Raw genomic sequence first — 17,736 nt, 5'->3', positions numbered from 1 at the left:
GACGGGGGTAGCGAAATGGCGTTTCGGAGCATGACCGGGTTTGGCCGTAGTCAAGGCAAGGTTGGGCCATATGACGTGACGTTGGAGGTCAAGTCGGTCAATCACCGTTTTTCAGAATTCACCATTCGTCTGCCGCGGGAATGGGCCCTGTTTGAAGATAACCTTCGCAGTCGCCTGCAAACCGCCGTATCGCGCGGCCGCGTCGACGTGTTCGTCAACGTGGCGGATTTCGCGGTGACCGCTGTCGATATCGATGTCAACTGGCCCTTGCTCGACGCTTTGTTAAAAGCCGAGCAAGGGCTTGTCGCGCGCCTGGGTGCACGCGCCGAGCGACAAACGGCGCGCGAGTGGTTGATGTATCCGGGAGTCTTGATCCAGCGGAAAGCAGAGTTAGAAGAAGGGCAGATTGCCGAGGCTTTGTGCAGTCTGCTGGATACCGCGCTCGCGCAACTCGTCAAGGTGCGTTGCGACGAGGGGGCACGCCTCGCTGAAAATTGCCAAGGAAAATTGGCCATGCTGGAAACACACCTGTCTGCCGTACAGGCCAGAGGCCCCTTGGCCGTCGAGGAGAAACGGCAGACGCTTGCGCGGCGAATCGCCGAACTTGGCATCGAGATCGATCCGGCCCGCATGCTGCAGGAAGTCCTGTTGTTTGCGGAGCGCAGTGCAATCGACGAAGAACTCGTGCGGTTGCAAAGCCACATCGTCGCGTTTCGCGAGGCCATGGCAAAACAGGAGCCTGTGGGAAGGCGGTTGGATTTTTTGGTGCAAGAGATGCACCGCGAGACGAACACGATTGGCGCCAAGTCCGCCGATCCGGAAATCGCACAGCGCGTGGTCGAAATGAAAGTCATTGTCGAACAGTTGCGCGAGCAGGTGCAAAATATTGAATAACAATTCCCCACTTGGCTTTGCGCATAACTCGTTATACAATGATGGGTAGTTTTGAATTTGTGATACGAGCGTGTAGATAGGTAACAGGGGCAGGTTTACGCATGTCCTTGTCCGTTTGAGGTGAACGAACGATGATTTATCCGTCTATTGATCGTCTGTTGGAGGTCTGTGACAGCAAATATGCGCTGGTGGTATTGACCGCAAAGCGTGCTCGTAAGTTGCAGACGGAGACGATGAACCAACCGGGTTCGTCGACGACGCGCAACGTCAGCCGTGCACTGTGGGAGATCAGCGACGGTACCATTCGCTACAGCCGGGTTGAACCAGAATCGCATTAATCTTGTGTCAACGGGAGAGGCAGGGCAACCGCGCGTTGTTCTGCCTCTCTTCGTGATGGGTGATGACATGGTTAAAGGGGGGCAGAGGATGGAACCTAAAACCATTCTTGTCGGTGTCGGTGGCGGCATTGCAGCGTACAAATCGGCCGCGCTTTGCTCGTTGCTTGTCAAGCGCGGGTATGACGTGCAGGCGTTGATGACCGAGCATGCGACGCGTTTTATTCAGCCGTTGACGTTGCAGGCCTTGACGAAGCATCCCGTCATCTTTGACACGTTTGCGGAGCCGAATCCGTCGGAAATCGCACATATCGCAGTCGCGGACCGCGCCGCGCTGTACGTGATCGCTCCGGCCACCGCCAATTTGATTGGCAAGCTGGCGCATGGCTTGGCGGACGATATGGTGACGACGACGGCGCTTGCAGCGACGTGTCCGACCGTGATCGCACCGGCGATGAATGTCCACATGTATGAGCATCCGGCGGTTCAGGCCAACTTGGCGACACTTCGCCAACGCGGCAATTTGGTACTCGACCCTGGCGAGGGCCCGCTCGCCTGCGGTTATACGGGTAAGGGCAGGATGCCGGAACCTGAGGATATCGCCGAGGTCATCGAGGCGTTGCTCCATCAGGAGCGCGATCTCGCCGGGTTACACATCGTGGTCACCGCCGGTCCCACTGTCGAGGATATCGATCCGGTGCGTTATCTGACCAACCGCTCGAGCGGCAAAATGGGCTATGCCATCGCGCAACAGGCCGTTGCTCGTGGTGCACAAGTGACACTCGTGAGCGGCCCGACACATTTGCAACCTGTACCGGGGGCCGAAATGCTCTACGTGCGCTCGACCGACGAAATGCTAGCAGGTGTAGAACGTGCCATGGAGCATGCCGACGTGCTCATCGCCGCGGCCGCGCCAGCCGATTTCCGTCCGGCGGTATTCTACGAACACAAATGGAAGAAATCACAAGGTTTGATGCAGATTGATCTCGTTGAAACGCCAGACATCCTCGCTATCATGAGCCAGCGACGGCGGCGCGGACAAACGATTGTTGGCTTTGCGGCCGAGACGCGCGATCCGATTCAGTACGGCAGAAAAAAGCTTGAGGAGAAAGGCCTCGATCTGATTGTCATCAACGACGTCAGCAAGCCAGGGGCAGGGTTTGACGTCGATACGAATCAAGTGACATTGCTGACCAAATCAGGTGAAGTCAACGAACTTCCGATGATGGCGAAGTATCGAGTGGCAGACCAAATTTTGTCGCGCATCAAGGATCTGCGCGCACAGTTGGGCGGCGAACAAGGCGCATGAGCCACTTTGTGGTAGAGGTTGTCATCGATGCGCCGGGTCTCTTTTTGGACAAGCGGTTCGACTATCTTTTACCACGTGCACTCGCGTCGAACGCAAGACCTGGCGTGCGCGTGGTCGTGCCGTTTCGGTCCGCCTGGAAGGCAGGCGTAATTTGGCGCGTTCGTAGCGAAGCGGACGTCTCGTCGCGCGTGCGCACTGTCGCTTCCGTCGTCGATGAGGAGCCCGTGTTGACCGAGGAACAACTCCGGCTTGCCGAGTGGCTTTGCGAACGATATGCCGCGACCTTGCCGGAGGCCTTGTCGGCCATCCTGCCCGGGGCATTTCGTGTCACAGGAGGTTTGCAATTACAGCCCGCACGCGGAGTGGACGTTCCTGACGACGTACGCGCGTCGTCGACCTGGCAATTCGTTGCACAAAAGAAACCGGACGATCGCGCAGTGGCAAAACTTGATTCGGCCGCCAAGGAGCAAATTGAAGCATGGGTTGAACTGGGCTATTTAGAGCGCGTCTTGCATGTGTCAGAGCAGGTGCAGGCGCGCTTGCAGTCGTTTTTGTCCGCCACAAAGGAGCCGGCTGAACTGCTGCAAGCGGCCGCAGCGCGCGAAACCCGTGCGCCGCGGCAAGCGGCGTTGTTGCGCCAGTTGGCTGTGAGCGGGGAATTGGCTTGGGCGCGCAAAGAGTATGCGCGCACGACCGTTCAGCCGCTTGTCGAGGCCGGACTCGTGCGGGTCGACGAACGGGCCGTCTCGCGATTTATTTGGCCGGATCGCGAGGAACGTCCGGCGCCCGCGTTGACGGTTCACCAGGCTCGTGCAACCGCTCGTTTGGCGCAGTTGATCCAGGCACCTGGAGCGCACATGGCCGTTGTTCATGGCGTCACGGGTAGCGGTAAGACAGAGGTGTACATGCGCGCTATCGACGAAGTCGTGCGCCAGGGCAGGCAGGCGGTGTTGCTCGTGCCCGAGATCGCGCTGACGCCGCAAATGGTCGGTCGCTTTTACAGCAGATTTGGCGATCGCATCGCCGTTTTGCATTCGGCGCTCGCGCAGGGTGAGCGGCGCGACGAGTGGGCGCGCATTCTGCGCGGCGACGCAAGTATCGTCATCGGGGCCCGGTCTGCCGTGTTTGCGCCGGTTCGCAATTTGGGATTGGTCATCGTCGATGAAGAACACGAGCCTTCATATAAGCAGGAGGACGCTCCGCATTACGACGCTCGCGAAATTGCTGTAAGGCGTGCCGAAACGGCGGACGCCTTGGTCGTGTTCGGATCGGCAACGCCGTCACTGTGGGCCATTCGCCAGGTTGAGGACGGGCGGGCGACTTTGGTGTCATTGCCACAGAGGGCGAACGGCAAGCCTTTGCCGAAAGTAGAAATCGTCGATATGCGGGAAGAGCTGCGGGCGGGAAACAAGTCGCTATTTAGCGAGCGACTGCAGCAAGAACTTGAGGCAACCGTGCGCTCTGGGCTACAGGCCATTTTGTTTCTTAATCGGCGGGGCTATGCGAGTTCTACTTTGTGTCGCGCGTGTGGTGAGGGCGTTCAGTGCCCACACTGTGACATCCATCTGACGGTGCATCGCGCGGATGGCGGGATGCGGCTGGTCTGCCACTATTGTGGCTACGAGCAATCGTACAGCGATTGCTGTCCGGCTTGCGGCGAGCGCGCCTTGCGAGCGTTCGGAATTGGTACGGAACAAATTGAATCCGCGATCGCCACGCTTTGGCCAGACTTTCGCGTGTTGCGCATGGATGTGGATACCACCCGTAAGAAAGGTGCGTTGCAACAAATCGTCGCCGATTTCGAAGCCGGGCGCGCGGACGTTCTGATTGGCACTCAGATGATTGCCAAGGGTTTGGATTTCCCGCGCGTGCGCTTGGTTGGGGTCGTCGCCGCGGATACGATGTTGACGCTGCCTGATTACCGTGCGCATGAGCGGACGTTTCAATTGTTGACGCAAGTGGCGGGGCGCGCGGGCCGTGCGGAAACCGACGGCGTCACGCTCATCCAGACGTATCGCCCTGAGCATTTTGCCATCCAAGCTGCGGCTGCGCATGATTTTGTGACCTTTTATCGCGAAGAACGCAGTCAACGGGCGTTTTTCACGTATCCGCCATTTTGTGAACTGGCTGTATTTCTTGCTTCGCATCCGGCCGAACACGTCGCACGTGGCGCGGCCATGCGCTTTGAACGCGAGTTGCGCCGTTCGGGTGCTATAGATTACATGACCCTATTGCCCGCGTCGCCGAGTGGAATTCGGCGTATCGACAACCTGTATCGGTATCAGGTTGTGCTAAAGTATGGTCGGTGGGAAGATGTAGGGCAGGACGTCACGCAAAGTTATCGTGTAGTCAAGGAACGGATGAATCGTCTGGGTGGAAGTTGCCGCCTCGACGTCAATGCACAGAGAATCGGCTAAGTGCCATGTATTCTATTTTAAAGGAGGCCGTATCATGGCCATTCGCATCATTCGCAAAGGGGAAGATCAGGCTTTGCGCCAAAAGGCCAAGCCGGTCACACAATTTGGACCGGCTATCCACAAGTTGCTCGACGACATGGCAGAGACGATGTACCACGCTGATGGCATTGGGCTCGCCGCGAATCAGATCGGCATTTTAAAGCGACTGGTCGTCATCGACGTAGCGCCTAATGAGGATAGTTTTGCGAAACGCGCTTGGATCGAATTGGTAAATCCGGAGATCATCGCGCGCGAGGGTGAGCAACATGAGCGTGAGGCGTGCCTGTCTCTGCCAGGGCTCTCCGGTATCGTGGAGCGCGCGGCATATGTCAAGGTGCGAGCTCAGGATCGAAATGGGGAATTCTTTGAAATTGAGGGGCGCGATTTGTTGGCTCGCTGCTTGCAACATGAGATCGATCATCTCGATGGCATTCTGTTTATCGACTACCTGCGCCCGGATCAAATTGAGCGGGCAACGGTCGGGGAGCGTTCCTAATGTCCGTGCGCGCACTCTTTATGGGCACACCAGATTTCGCTTTGCCAGCGCTTGAGGCCTTGGTGCGACTTTCCTGGGAAGTGTGCGTGGTCACACAGCCGGATCGCCCGGCTGGACGCAAGCGGCTTTTGACACCGCCGCCGGTGAAACGGCGCGCGCTCGAACTTGGCTTACGCGTGTTGCAACCAGAGAAAGTGGGCCACCCTGATAGTGTGCGCGCGCTTTCCGAGTGGGATGCGGACATTCTGGTCACAGCGGCGTACGGACAGTTGCTGCCCGACAGAGTGCTTAAACTCGCAAAGAGTGGCGCGGTCAACGTCCACGCCTCGCTGTTGCCGCGCTGGCGCGGTGCGGCACCGATTCAGCGGGCGATTCTCGCCGGCGATACCAAAACAGGCGTGACGCTGATGGAGATGGTGCGCGAACTCGATGCGGGGCCGATGATTGCGCAGCAGGAGTTGCCAATTGGACCCGACACCACGGCTGGCGAGTTACATGACAAGTTGGCCGCACTTGGTGGCCAGATGTGTGCGGAGATCCTGCCCGCTTACGTGCGTGGTGAACTGCAGGCGATCCCACAACCCGCGGTGGGCGTGACGTACGCAGAGAAACTCACGCGCAGCGACGAGTGGATCGATTGGCGGCTCGCTGCAGATGCGATTGCGCTACGGGTGCGAGCATTGGCCCCATGGCCAGGCGCCAGCGCGATCGCGCCGGATGGTCGGCAACTCAAAATCCTGCGCGGTCATGTCGGCGATGGCCACCTGTCAGGCGAACCTGGTTTGGCTCGCCGCTTGGGTGACACGGCAGTTGTCGCTTGTGGCAATGGCGTCTACGTCGTAGAGCAAGTGCAACCTGCGGGCAAGCGGCCGATGAGCGCTGGAGCCTGGCTCGCCGGCTTACGCACCGATACTGTGGTTTTTGAAAGGATCGACACAAGTGATCTCTCCAGCTAGATGGACCGCATACCACGCACTCGTGCGCGTGGCAAAAGACCGGGCGTATGTCAACTTGGCCTTGCAACACGCACTCGCCAAGCGCGAATTGAGCGATCGCGACAAGGCTTTGGCGACGGAAATAGCTTACGGAACAGTCCGGCGCCAGTTGACCATCGATCACCTGCTCGCGCCGTACGTGCGGCGGGGTTTAGCAGCTGTGGAAGTCGCGATTTTGACCATCTTGCGCATGAGCGTCTATCAGCTCAGTTGGCTGTCGAGGCTCCCAGCTTACGCTGTGACCAGCGATGCCGTCGATATGGCCAAGCGAGTCAACCCGCGATCTGCCTCATTTGTCAACGCCGTCTTGCGTAGCTATCTGCGCGATGGGACAGATTGGGAGTCGCGGATTCATGTGCGACGAACCGACCGTGACGACATCGCACAACTGTCGTTACTGCACAGCTATCCGCGCTGGATGGTTGCGCGGTTGGTCGCGGCATACGGCAGGGAGCGCGCCGAGGCTATACTGGCGGCGGGCAATCGCCCCGGCGCGACGGCGGTGCGCGTCAATCCCTTGCGAGCTTCCGTCGAGTCAGTCGCATCGGCTCTTACCGCGCAAGGCGTCGGTGAAATCGAGCGAGGAGCGCTCTACGACGGGGCCTTGCGGATTACTGGCGCGATCGACGTCGAGCGATTGGACCTTTACCGCCATGGTTCGTTGACGGTACAGGATGAAGGCGCGATGTTAATCGCACCTTTGCTGCGGCCTGAACCTGGCATGCGCGTCCTCGATATGTGCGCTGCGCCGGGGGGTAAGACGACGCAAATCGCCGAATTGATGCGCGACACAGGCGTGATCGACGCGTACGACGTATACATCTCGAAGATACAGACGATTGTGGAGGCCTGCTCGCGCCTGCATCTCACGAGTGTGCGCGCACGCCTTGGCGACGGGCGCGATATATCTGGCAATCCGCCGTATGACGCGGTGCTCGTCGATGCTCCGTGCAGCGGGCTTGGCGTGATGCGGCGTCGCCCGGATATTCGGCAACGGCGGACAGAGGCAGACGTGGCAGCGTTGACGGCCTTACAGACGGATTTGTTGCGCCATGCCTGCCGGATCGTCAAGCCAGGCGGCTATGTGGTCTATGCGACGTGTACGCTGTTGCCCGAAGAAAATGAGCAGGTTGTCTTAGGCGTGGTCGATGAACTGCAAGGGGCGGTCTCCTTGGATGATATCGCGCATGATGTCCCGGCACCCTTGGCGGGTCAGGTTGCTGTCGGCTTGACATTGACGCCTGACATGTTTGCGACGGACGGATTTTACATGGCGAGATTGCGACGAAATTGAGGGGGTGAAATGCATGGTTCACTTGTATAACTTTACCTTAGCCGAACTTAAGGACTGGCTCGCTCACGAATTCGGGGAAAAGCCGTATCGTGCGGTACAACTGTTTGAGTGGATGTATCAAAAGCGCGCGACTGGATTCGAAGAGATGACGAATCTGCCTAAGTCTTTGCGAGAAGCGCTGGCCGAACGGGCCTTTTTGCGCAGTGCTAAGGAAGTGGTCCGCCAGGATTCGAAGGTCGATCCGACCTCAAAGTTTCTACTTGAATGGCCGGATGGCGTGACCGTCGAAACGGTGCTCATGCGTCACAATTACGGCAACAGCGTGTGCGTATCCTCACAGGTCGGTTGTAAAATGGGCTGCACGTTTTGCGCCTCGACGCTCGGTGGCATGATCCGCCAGATGCAGGCTGGCGAAATGGTCGAACAGTTGATGTACAGCCAATCGCTACTCGACGGCCAGGGCGGACGCGTATCTTCCATCGTTTTGATGGGATCCGGTGAGCCTATGGACAACTATGACAACGTCATGCGCTTTATCGATATTGTCAGCGATGCCCATGGACTCAATATCGGCCAGCGTCACATTACCATTTCAACCGTGGGCCTTGTACCTGGTATTCGCCGGCTGGCTGACGAAGGGCGGCCGATCACGCTCGCGGTGTCCCTGCACGCGCCAAACGATGAGCTACGGGGCAGAATGATGCCGGTCAACAAGGCATACCCGATTGCCAAGCTGATGGAAGCATGTCATTATTACTATCAAAAAACAGGGAAGCGCATTTCTTTTGAATACGCACTCGTGGCGGGACAAAATGATAGTCTTGCGTGTGCGCGAGAGTTAGCCGAGTTAATTCGCGACCTGCCTTGCCACGTCAACCTAATCCCGGTCAATTACGTACCGGAGCGCGAATATCGGCGTACAGAAAAGAAACAGATTTACGCATTTTGGAACGCATTGCAAGAAGCGGGCATCAACGCGACGATCCGACGCGAAATGGGACATGACATCGCGGCGGCGTGCGGCCAGTTGCGCGCTCAACATATGAATCGGCGAGCGTGATCGAGCGCTCGTTTGGTTTGAGTATTGAGGTGTTGGCATGTTGTATGCTGCGAAGTCGCACATTGGTCTCGTTCGAACCATGAACCAGGATGGCTTCTCTGTCCTGCCAGAGCTCGCCACAGGAGAGCTATTCGTCGTCGCGGACGGGATGGGTGGTCCGCAGGCGGGGGACGTTGCCAGTCGGTTGGCCATCGAGCGCGTAGGGCTCTACGTGCGCGAGCATCTGCGCCCAGATAGCGATCCGGGCGAGATTCTACTCTCGGCACTCGCTACAGCCAATGCTGCGATTTATCAGCAGGCATGCGAAAACGTTAGTTACCGCGGAATGGGCACAACGATTGTCTGCGCGTTTGCAAAGCCTGGTACGCTATACATTGCCCACGTTGGCGATAGCCGGGCGTATATGCTATCCGGCTCCGAGTTCAGCCAGGTGACCGATGATCACAGCCTGGTTGCAGAGTTGGTGCGCCGCGGGCAACTGACACAGGAAGAGGCAAAACACCATCCTCAGCGAAACATCGTGACGAGATCGCTCGGCACAGAACCGCACAGCCATCCGGATTTAAATTTATATCCCTGGCATTCTGACGATGTGGTGCTCTTGTGTTCAGACGGTTTGACCAATCATGTTGCAGATGACGAAATTCGGTCGTTCATGGAAGACGCTCGCGCGGTCGCAACGGTTGTAGATTTGGAGCAAGTGGTCGACGCGATGATTCAAGCGGCGCTGGCGCGCGGCGGTACGGACAACGTGACGGTTCTTGTCGCGGTGAACCGAGAGGAGGCTGGCAACAAATGACCTCGCGCATTCTTGGAGGCCGTTATCGACTGGAGGAGACGATTGGCGACGGCGGTATGGCAGTCGTCTATCGCGCGGTCGATACGCTCTTGGATCGCGTTGTGGCGGTTAAAATGCTGCGCAGCCAATTTGTCGAGGACGAAGAATTCGTCCGCCGCTTTCGGCAAGAGGCGCAAGCGGCAGGGCGGCTATCGCATCCAAATATCGTCAACGTGTACGACGTGGGAATCTCGGAAGGCGAGCAGTACATCGTCATGGAGTACGTCGATGGACCGACACTGAAGGACGTGATTATCGAGCGGGCGCCATTGCCCGTGGACGAGGTCATCGATATCAGCAAGCAGATTTGCTCTGCATTGCAACATGCGCACGATTTGCACGTCATCCACCGCGATATCAAGCCGCACAATATCCTGTTGAACCGCCACGGGCAGGTCAAGGTGGCCGATTTCGGTATTGCACGTGCAGCGACTGGACACACAATCGCGGACAGACAGGCGACGTCGGTCTTAGGGTCCGTGCATTACTTTTCCCCGGAACAGGCTCGTGGCGCGCCGACCACGGCAAAGAGCGATATTTATTCGCTAGGTATTGTGATGTATGAGATGTTGACGGGTAAACTTCCATTTGACGGGAATTCCCCGGTCAGCGTCGCTTTAAAACACCTGCGTGAGCCGTTTGTCGAACCGCGAGACTTGAATAAATCGATTCCACAGAGTGTGGAAAATATCATTCTTCGCTGTCTGGTAAAAGCTCCGGAAGGCCGATATGACAATATGGCTGCAGTCAAAGCCGATCTCGATACGGCTTTGGAACATCCAAACGTTCCTAAGTTTGAGCCAACGCTTGACTGCGATGACAAGACCATCGTGATACCGGCAATGGGGGAGCATATGGGCGACAAGCTGGCGAACGCTGGGACACAGGAGTCCAAGCCCAAGATGCCGCGCTGGAAGCGGATCAGCATGGTGACCGGTATCGCGGTATTAGCTGTCGCTGCACTCGGCCTTGGCGGATACGCCGCCATCGTCTTGGTTACAAACTTGATGACAGTGCCGAACGTAGAAGTGCCTTCTGTCGTCGGTAAACCCGCAGCAAAAGCGGTCTCTACGCTAGAAGCAGCGGGTTTTTCGCGAAATCAAATCGTTGAAAAGCTGGAGCCAAATTTGCACGAAGCGACCGGGATCGTCTATGAACAATCGCCGCCTGGACGGACACAGGTCAAAAAGACGCGGGATATTACCCTTTATGTAAGTCAAGGCGCGCCGAAAGTGGCCATGCCGGACGTGACCAACGAACCGTTCGATCAAGCAAAGCAATCGCTGATCAGTGCTGGATTTTCGGCGAACAACATCACGGAGCAGACGGAACAGAGCACGACAGTGCCATCGGGTCAAGTCATCTCGAGCAATCCGGCAGCCGGAACTTCGGTACCGTTAAATGCAAAAATCACCCTCACCGTGAGTGAGGAGAAATATGTCACGGTGCCGAAACTGGTTGGCTTGCCACTACAGCAGGCGGAAGCGGCGATTCAAGCCGCCGGGCTGACTGTAGGTAGCGTAACGCCAAGCAATCTGGTAAATCAGGATCCGCTGGTGTCGTATGTGTACCCGTATATTGAGGGTGATTCTGTACCTGCGGGATCGACCATCAATATGTACGTCGTCAGCAATCCGTCTGTTGCACCGGACAATAGCACCTCGAACTCGAACAGCTCGGATCAGGGAGCGGGTGGGAACCCCACAGGAAACTCTGCAGGTACGAATGGCACTGGCAATGGTACAGAGCTCGGTAATGGTGTTGGAAATTCCGTAGGCAACGGCGTTGGCAATGCGACAACACCTCCCACCAACAACGCTGTGGCGAACGCTTTAGATGAGCAACCGCACAGTGTACAGGTGACCGTCGATCCGCCGAAAGGCCCGCCGACTGACGTGGAAATTATGATCGACGACGCGCGTGGAACTGGGCAAGTGGTTGTCAATCAGCGAATTCGTCGACACACCTCGTGGCAGGAAGTACTCTATCTGACGCCAGGTGAAAAAGGCGACGTCAAAGTGTACGAAAACGGGCAACTGGTTCGCGACTACCCTGTACAGGGATAATGAGGAGGGCGCTGTGGCGGAAGGACGCGTGATTCGGGCTATCAGTGGTTTCTTCGATGTTCAAGACGGTGAAAAAGTTCGTCGCTGTCGCGCGCGCGGTGTGTTCAAAAAGCGTGGCACGACGGTACTTGTCGGCGACAGGGTCCTTTATGAACCGATCGGTAGCAACGAGGGCGTGATCGGCGAGGTCCTTCCGCGCACGACCGAGTTGGTGCGACCGCCCATTGCCAACGTCGACCACGTCGTCGTGGCTTGTTCCTTCGTCACGCCTGATTTAAACCTATACATGCTTGACAAGACGCTCGTCGCCGCCGCTCTAGCAGGCGTCGAGCCGACAGTTGTGTTGACGAAGTCCGATCTTGTTGTGTCCGAACGCGTCGAGGAAATTGTTAAACTTTATCGCGGCATCGGCTATGAAACGTACGCTATTGCGGCCAAATTTGGCTCCGGCGTCGCCCAGGTCCGCGCTCGCTTAAAAGGTCGCATAAGTGTCTTTGCGGGACCATCTGGAGCAGGCAAGTCAACCTTAGCGAACGCCTTGTTGCCCGGTTTACATTTGCAAACAGGTGAAGTCAGTGAGAAGATTGGCCGCGGTAAGCAGACGACGCGCCATGTTGAACTATTTCAAATGGACGCGGAGAGTTGGGTGGCGGATGCGCCGGGATTCAGTCAACTGCAGCTTGAACTTGCGTCGCGCGATTTGCGCGAGTATTTTTTGGATTTTGCCGAGCCGGCCCAAGCGTGTGGTTATCGTGGCTGTTTACACCTAGACGAAGAGGGATGCGGCGTCAAAGATGCAGTGGAGCGGTCGCAAATCGCTCTGTCGCGCTATACGTCGTATCGCCAACTGTACCACGAGATTCGCGAACAGGAGCTGAACGAGTATTCATGAATGTCACCAAGATTGCGCCATCGATTCTGTCAGCGGATTTTGGATGTTTGGAGAAGGAAGTAGCGTCCGTCGTCGACGCGGGATGTGACTGGATACATATCGATGTGATGGATGGTCAGTTTGTCCCGAACATCACCATGGGTCCTCTCGTCGTGTCCGCGTTGCGGCGCCGGTTTCGTTGTACCCTTGACGTACATCTTATGATCGAAAAGCCTGAGTCTATGATTCCATCTTTCGTGGAAGCTGGTGCAGACGTCATCACCATTCACCAAGAGGCGACTCATCACCCACATCGGGCTTTACAGATGATTCGCAGTTCTGGACTGCGGGCGGGATTGGCAATGAATCCTGGAACAGGACTCGACAGCCTTCCATACTTGGTGGGCGAGATGGACCTGTTGCTGATCATGACGGTGAATCCGGGGTTCGGCGGGCAGACTCTGATTCCCGCGACGGTCTCGAAAGTTGCCTCGGCCCGGCGACAATTGGTTGAATTGGGGCGTGGCGACGTTCTCATCGAAGTGGATGGGGGCATCAATGAGGAAACGATACGAGAGGTCTACGAAGCGGGAGCAAACGTGTTTGTTGCGGGATCGGCGGTGTTTGACCGTTCGGATCGTACAGACGCGGTTGCACGGCTCACAAAGGCCTTGACGATGTAAGTGAGCCGCTTCTCCGGTTTTTAGGCTCGTCCTGGCACATTTCGACAGAATGCGCATATACATAGCTAGCGACACAGGCCTATGCCCAGCGGCAGAGCGGGATTTGCGGCAGTCAGACTCGCTCGGATGATGTTGCGCTGGTTGCACGAGGGGGGAAGTGGTCTTGAAAGTTTACACGATCAAGCTGCCGCGGTTTCTAGGTGGAATCGTCAAAGCGGTTTTGGGTACGTTCACCAAGGATTCTTGAATTCTTTCTGTACATCAGTGGGTCATCAGCGCAATTTCATAGCATGAAAAAAGCACCTGTTCGCAGGTGCTTTTTTCTCATGTTCAGAGTTATACGGCGCGCGTAACTTTGCCCGCCTTTAGGCAACGCGTACAAACGCGGATGCGCTTGGTCGTTCCACCGACGTTCGCGCGTACCACTTGCAGATTTGGAAGCCAGCGACGCTTGGTCAAAATGTGCGAGTGGCTGACCTTGTTGCCAACTTGGGGTCCGCGTCCGCAAATTTCACACCGTCTTGCCATGCGAACACCTCCTTCACCAGGCCTGTATCCGTAATTCAAGCACATGCGTTGACATGCTTGGCGAAAATGACCCTGCCTAGCTTAGCATATCGTCCCGGATCCCGCAACCATCCTTCCGGGGACGAATCCGTTTATAGTACAATGAGGAAAATACGCGCCGAGAGCGGAGGGGTTCCATGCCAAAAACGTTTGATACCCAATACGGGACGATTGCGGTGTCTGAGGACGTAATCGCCACCACGGCAGGGCTCGCGGCCATCGAGTGCGATGGGCTTGCTGGTATGGCATCGCGTCGCCAGGTGGTAGATAGGCTCACTGAAGTGTTTGGGCGTGAGAATCCAGGACGCGGTGTGGAAGTGCGAATCGTAGGAAATGAAGACGTCCAGGTGGAGCTGTTTATCATTGTGCAGTATGGCGTCAACATTTATGAAACTGCACAGCGGGTTCGGCAGAAGGTCGAGTATGTATTGGCTGAAACCGCAGGAATTGAGACGCCAAATATTCAGATCTACGTGCAAGGTGTTAAATTTTAAGCTTTCGTTTTGGAGTGGCCAGGTTTGAATCTGAAACAGCAGAGCGTGCGTGGCTTGCCAGGGGTGGGACCCGCCAAGGAGCATGCCTTGGCGGCTCTTGGCATTCATTCAATTCACGACTTGTTGCACTATTTTCCATTCCGATACGAAGATCGGCAAATTCGACCGCTTGCCGAGTGGCAGGACGGTGCGCGAGTCACGGTAAGAGCTGTTGTCAGCGGCAACGCCATAGTGCGTTGGCGTGGCGCCAAGTCGATGTTGACCGCGCGTTTGCGCGTGGACGGTCAACATCTTGTCCTATGTACTTGGTTTTCACAACATTACCTTAAGTCGCGTCTTACGGATGGGCGCTTGCTTATCGTCACGGGCCGATGGGATGCGAAAACACAGCGCATCGTCGCTGCCGAAACATCGTTTGATGTCGCGGAGCCACGGGGCGGCGCCAACGGTTTGCTACCTGTCTATCGAGCCAATAAGGAAATCGGATCGCGCCAAATCCACCAGTTGATTGGTAAGGCCATAGATTTGCATGCCGACGAGTTACCGGATGTCCTACCGTATGCTTTGGCAAAGAAATATAGGCTATGGAATCATCGCGATGCGGTCGTCGCCATGCATCGTCCTCGTTCGGCCGAAGATTTGCGACAAGCTCGACGGTGCTTGGCATTTGAAGAGTTTCTATTGTTTCAAATTCAACTACACTGGTTTCGCATGCACCGGAAGGAATCCGCCGGCGTTGCACGGCGCGTACCTGATGATGCTGTCGACCGCTTCGCCCGTTTCCTTCCTGCGCCACTCACAGATGCGCAAAGACGGGCGTGTATGGATATTCTTCACGATCTCCAGGCCGACCGTGCCATGGCGCGATTGGTACAAGGCGATGTCGGTTCGGGTAAAACATGGGTTGCGCTGTTCGCGTGTTACGCTGCCTACCTGGCTGGTTTTCAGGCTGCCCTGATGGCACCGACAGAAATTTTGGCGGAACAACATGCGCGAGAGGCTGAACGCGTGCTTACAAGCGCTGGTATCTCCATCCGATTGTTAACCGGATCTGTCGGAAGCAAGGCGCGACGAGAGATTCTTGAAGGTTTGGCGTGCGGTGCAATCCATCTGGTTGTTGGCACACACGCTTTACTTACAGAGGATGTCACGTTTTGCAATTTAGGCCTTATCGCGACCGACGAGCAACATAGGTTTGGCGTATCGCAACGCTCTGCCCTGCGCAGTAAAGGGGCGTCCCCGGACGTTTTGATGCTTTCGGCGACACCTATTCCACGTACATTGGCATTGGCTGTGTACGGTGACATGGACGTGTCATTGTTGGACGAGCTGCCGAAAGGCCGTCAGCCGATTGAGACAATCGCGCTTTCCAAGCATCAAGAAGCACAGGCTATTCGCTTCATCCGGCGGGAACTGGCTGCGGGCCGTCAGGCGTATATTGTAACGCCAGCTATTGAGCAGTCGGAGACCGTGGATTTTACCGCTTTGCTCGACGTATTCGATAAGCTAAGCGAGGAGCTGGTGGGATTTCGACTGGGTCTTTTACATGGCAAAATGGCTGCCGATGAAAAGGATAGGATCATGCGGGCGTTTCGTGACGGAGAGATCGATGCACTTGTTGCAACCACAGTGATCGAGGTTGGCATCGATGTAAAAAACGCCACGGTCATGGCTATCTACAACGCGGAAAGGTTTGGCTTGGCACAGCTTCATCAGTTGCGTGGCCGCGTTGGACGTGGATCACATAAGAGCTATTGTATTTTGCTCAGCGAAGCGAACAACGAAACGGCGCATGCCCGAATTCAGACGATGCTGGATACACAGGACGGTTTTCGCATTGCGGAGCGCGATTTGGAATTGCGCGGGCCGGGTGAGTTTTTAGGCGTTCGCCAGAGTGGTTTACCACAGTTTGCTGTCGGCGATATCGTTCAGGACCAGCGGATGATGTCGGTGGCACGTGATGAGGCAGCACGGCTGCTAGCATCTGACTCGTTTTGGTACTCGCCCGCGACTGAAGCGCTGCGGGAAGCTGTTCAGGTGCCCGTTGAGGAAACGGTCTACCGCGATTAAGGCGTTGGGCGTAAGTGGCAATTATAAATCCTCCCTTGTCGAACATACTACGTGTACCACGCAAGAGGAGGTGAACACATCATGGCGAATCAAAGCGGCAGCAACGAAGTCTTGATCGCAAGCGCAAGCCGTGCACTCGACCAGATGAAGTACGAAATCGCTTCCGAATTCGGCGTGCAACTCGGTGCCGAAACGACCGCTCGTCAGAACGGTTCGGTCGGTGGTGAAATCACGAAGCGTTTGGTGGCATTCGCGGAGCAACAGCTCGCAGGCCGCTAACCGTTGAGCAACAAGAAGAAGGGCTAGCCGAATTGTCGGCTGGCTCTTTTTCTTTTGGGAGTGAAGTGTCTACAATAGGATTTGGCGACGACATGATGAAGGGTGATGGCGTATCCATATTGTGAAAGCGGCATTGCACGCATTTCCGAAGCGAACGTATACCGCATGCGTAAGGTGGTTTGTGCGAACCCGGTTAAGCCGTCGTGCCATCCCGTGGTTTGTTCGCCATTACAAAGTCGATCTTGACGATTTGTCATGTGCCTTGTCGGAGTTTGCCTGCTTGGGCGATTTTTTCGCCCGCTCGCTTAAGACTGGCGCAAGACCGATTGAGGAAGGTGTCATTTCCCCTGTCGATGGCTGTGTCAGCGAGATTGGAAGACTATCCGACAAGCAACTTCTGCAGGTGAAAGGCCGTCCCTACAGCCTGGTTGACTTACTGCAGGATGAAGAATCTGCCGCAAATTTTGTCGACGGCCAATACGCGACGATATATTTGAGCCCCAAAGATTATCATCGGGTACATGCACCGCTTGATTGCGTTCCGGAGTGCCTCGTGCATGTTCCTGGCACTCTTTTTCCTGTGAACGCATTATCGGTGGCACACATTGATCAATTATTCGTTAAAAACGAACGAACAATTACATATTTTCAATCGCCCATCGGCAGGTTTGCTCTCGTTATGGTAGGGGCGGCTGGAGTACGTACCATATGTCTGCACTATGCAGAAGCAGATGGACATAGGCGCGGTTCACTTCGTCTAGGCGCGACGACTTGTTTTCAACAGGGAGATGAACTCGGCTACTTTGCACTCGGATCCACGGTTATTGTGCTTTTTCCTGCGGATGCCCGCGTGGAGTGGACGGTACAATTCGGGGACTGTGTTCGGATGGGACAGACGATTGGGCTATGCCAACGCTAAAAGCGATAAATCAACACTTGCGCCATCGGTTCGATTCCCCGTATACTTGCCGGGCATGCTGAAAACTTGTACATTGGTAAAGAAGTGATTTGCGTCTAACTGAATGTTGG

General features: G+C 56.2%; 18 protein-coding genes. 17 read left to right on the top strand and 1 reads right to left on the bottom strand.

Annotated elements, in window-relative coordinates:
• Positions 1–15: 15 nt before the first annotated feature.
• The 13 genes from QMF38_RS05655 (at position 16) to spoVM (ending at position 13,544) form a co-directional block, all read left to right on the top strand.
• The gene (locus tag QMF38_RS05655) at positions 16–894 is read left to right on the top strand and encodes a YicC/YloC family endoribonuclease (protein WP_281758897.1); all 879 of its coding nucleotides are present in this window, start codon (positions 16–18) and stop codon (positions 892–894) included.
• A gap of 131 nt (positions 895–1,025) precedes the next feature.
• Positions 1,026–1,232, top strand: a complete 207-nt coding sequence (gene rpoZ / locus QMF38_RS05650) for a DNA-directed RNA polymerase subunit omega (protein WP_006446890.1) — start codon at positions 1,026–1,028, stop codon at positions 1,230–1,232.
• A gap of 88 nt (positions 1,233–1,320) precedes the next feature.
• Positions 1,321–2,538, top strand: a complete 1,218-nt coding sequence (gene coaBC / locus QMF38_RS05645) for a bifunctional phosphopantothenoylcysteine decarboxylase/phosphopantothenate--cysteine ligase CoaBC (RefSeq protein ID WP_281758896.1) — start codon at positions 1,321–1,323, stop codon at positions 2,536–2,538.
• A complete protein-coding gene (gene priA / locus QMF38_RS05640) occupies positions 2,535–4,955 on the top strand; it encodes a primosomal protein N' (RefSeq protein ID WP_281758895.1) in 2,421 nt (806 codons plus the stop codon). The genes coaBC and priA overlap by 4 nt, the downstream gene beginning before the upstream one ends.
• Positions 4,956–4,989: 34 nt before the next feature.
• On the top strand, positions 4,990–5,490 hold the full coding sequence (gene def, locus QMF38_RS05635) for a peptide deformylase (RefSeq protein WP_006446893.1): 501 nt from the start codon (positions 4,990–4,992) through the stop codon (positions 5,488–5,490).
• Entirely contained in the window at positions 5,490–6,446 is a 957-nt protein-coding gene (gene fmt / locus QMF38_RS05630; protein ID WP_281758894.1) for a methionyl-tRNA formyltransferase, read from the top strand. The genes def and fmt overlap by 1 nt, the downstream gene beginning before the upstream one ends.
• A complete protein-coding gene (gene rsmB / locus QMF38_RS05625; protein ID WP_281758893.1) occupies positions 6,430–7,779 on the top strand; it encodes a 16S rRNA (cytosine(967)-C(5))-methyltransferase RsmB in 1,350 nt (449 codons plus the stop codon). The genes fmt and rsmB overlap by 17 nt, the downstream gene beginning before the upstream one ends.
• A 13-nt stretch (positions 7,780–7,792) precedes the next feature.
• Positions 7,793–8,839: a 23S rRNA (adenine(2503)-C(2))-methyltransferase RlmN gene (gene rlmN, locus QMF38_RS05620; protein ID WP_058094000.1), complete on the top strand. Its 1,047-nt coding sequence runs from the start codon at positions 7,793–7,795 to the stop codon at positions 8,837–8,839.
• A gap of 37 nt (positions 8,840–8,876) precedes the next feature.
• Positions 8,877–9,638 (top strand): Stp1/IreP family PP2C-type Ser/Thr phosphatase, encoded by a 762-nt coding sequence (locus tag QMF38_RS05615; RefSeq protein ID WP_281758892.1) that lies wholly within the window; start codon positions 8,877–8,879, stop codon positions 9,636–9,638.
• Positions 9,635–11,743, top strand: coding sequence for a Stk1 family PASTA domain-containing Ser/Thr kinase (gene pknB, locus QMF38_RS05610; RefSeq protein ID WP_281758891.1), 2,109 nt, complete (start codon positions 9,635–9,637; stop codon positions 11,741–11,743). Before QMF38_RS05615 ends, pknB begins: the two co-directional genes overlap by 4 nt.
• Before the next feature lie 13 nt (positions 11,744–11,756).
• Complete coding sequence (gene rsgA, locus QMF38_RS05605) at positions 11,757–12,635, top strand: ribosome small subunit-dependent GTPase A (protein WP_281758890.1); 879 nt, start codon at positions 11,757–11,759, stop codon at positions 12,633–12,635.
• Positions 12,632–13,297: a ribulose-phosphate 3-epimerase gene (gene rpe / locus QMF38_RS05600; RefSeq protein ID WP_281758889.1), complete on the top strand. Its 666-nt coding sequence runs from the start codon at positions 12,632–12,634 to the stop codon at positions 13,295–13,297. Before rsgA ends, rpe begins: the two co-directional genes overlap by 4 nt.
• Before the next feature lie 157 nt (positions 13,298–13,454).
• On the top strand, positions 13,455–13,544 hold the full coding sequence (gene spoVM, locus QMF38_RS14795; protein WP_074693176.1) for a stage V sporulation protein SpoVM: 90 nt from the start codon (positions 13,455–13,457) through the stop codon (positions 13,542–13,544).
• An 89-nt stretch (positions 13,545–13,633) separates the two neighbouring features.
• On the opposite strand, the gene rpmB is transcribed toward spoVM, so the two are convergent.
• The gene (rpmB, locus tag QMF38_RS05595) at positions 13,634–13,825 is read right to left on the bottom strand and encodes a 50S ribosomal protein L28 (protein ID WP_040289405.1); all 192 of its coding nucleotides are present in this window, start codon (positions 13,823–13,825) and stop codon (positions 13,634–13,636) included.
• Between the two features lie 176 nt (positions 13,826–14,001).
• Here rpmB and QMF38_RS05590 point away from each other — a divergent pair, with 176 nt between their 5' ends.
• The 4 genes from QMF38_RS05590 to asd all read left to right on the top strand — a co-directional run bounded on the left by QMF38_RS05590 (position 14,002) and on the right by asd (position 17,626).
• Positions 14,002–14,358, top strand: coding sequence for an Asp23/Gls24 family envelope stress response protein (locus QMF38_RS05590; protein ID WP_006446902.1), 357 nt, complete (start codon positions 14,002–14,004; stop codon positions 14,356–14,358).
• Between the two features lie 24 nt (positions 14,359–14,382).
• Positions 14,383–16,428 carry an ATP-dependent DNA helicase RecG gene (recG, locus tag QMF38_RS05585; protein WP_281758888.1) on the top strand — a complete coding sequence of 682 codons (2,046 nt, stop codon included), beginning with the start codon at positions 14,383–14,385 and terminating at the stop codon, positions 16,426–16,428.
• 78 nt (positions 16,429–16,506) lie between these two features.
• On the top strand, positions 16,507–16,707 hold the full coding sequence (locus QMF38_RS05580; protein WP_100218627.1) for an alpha/beta-type small acid-soluble spore protein: 201 nt from the start codon (positions 16,507–16,509) through the stop codon (positions 16,705–16,707).
• Between the two features lie 181 nt (positions 16,708–16,888).
• A complete protein-coding gene (gene asd, locus QMF38_RS05575) occupies positions 16,889–17,626 on the top strand; it encodes an archaetidylserine decarboxylase (protein ID WP_281758887.1) in 738 nt (245 codons plus the stop codon).
• The last annotated feature ends 110 nt before the right edge of the window (positions 17,627–17,736 follow it).

This window comes from Alicyclobacillus hesperidum subsp. aegles (genome assembly GCF_027923525.1).
Classification (GTDB): Bacteria; Bacillota; Bacilli; order Alicyclobacillales; family Alicyclobacillaceae; genus Alicyclobacillus; species Alicyclobacillus aegles.
This window is presented reverse-complemented; position numbering and strand designations above follow the sequence as displayed.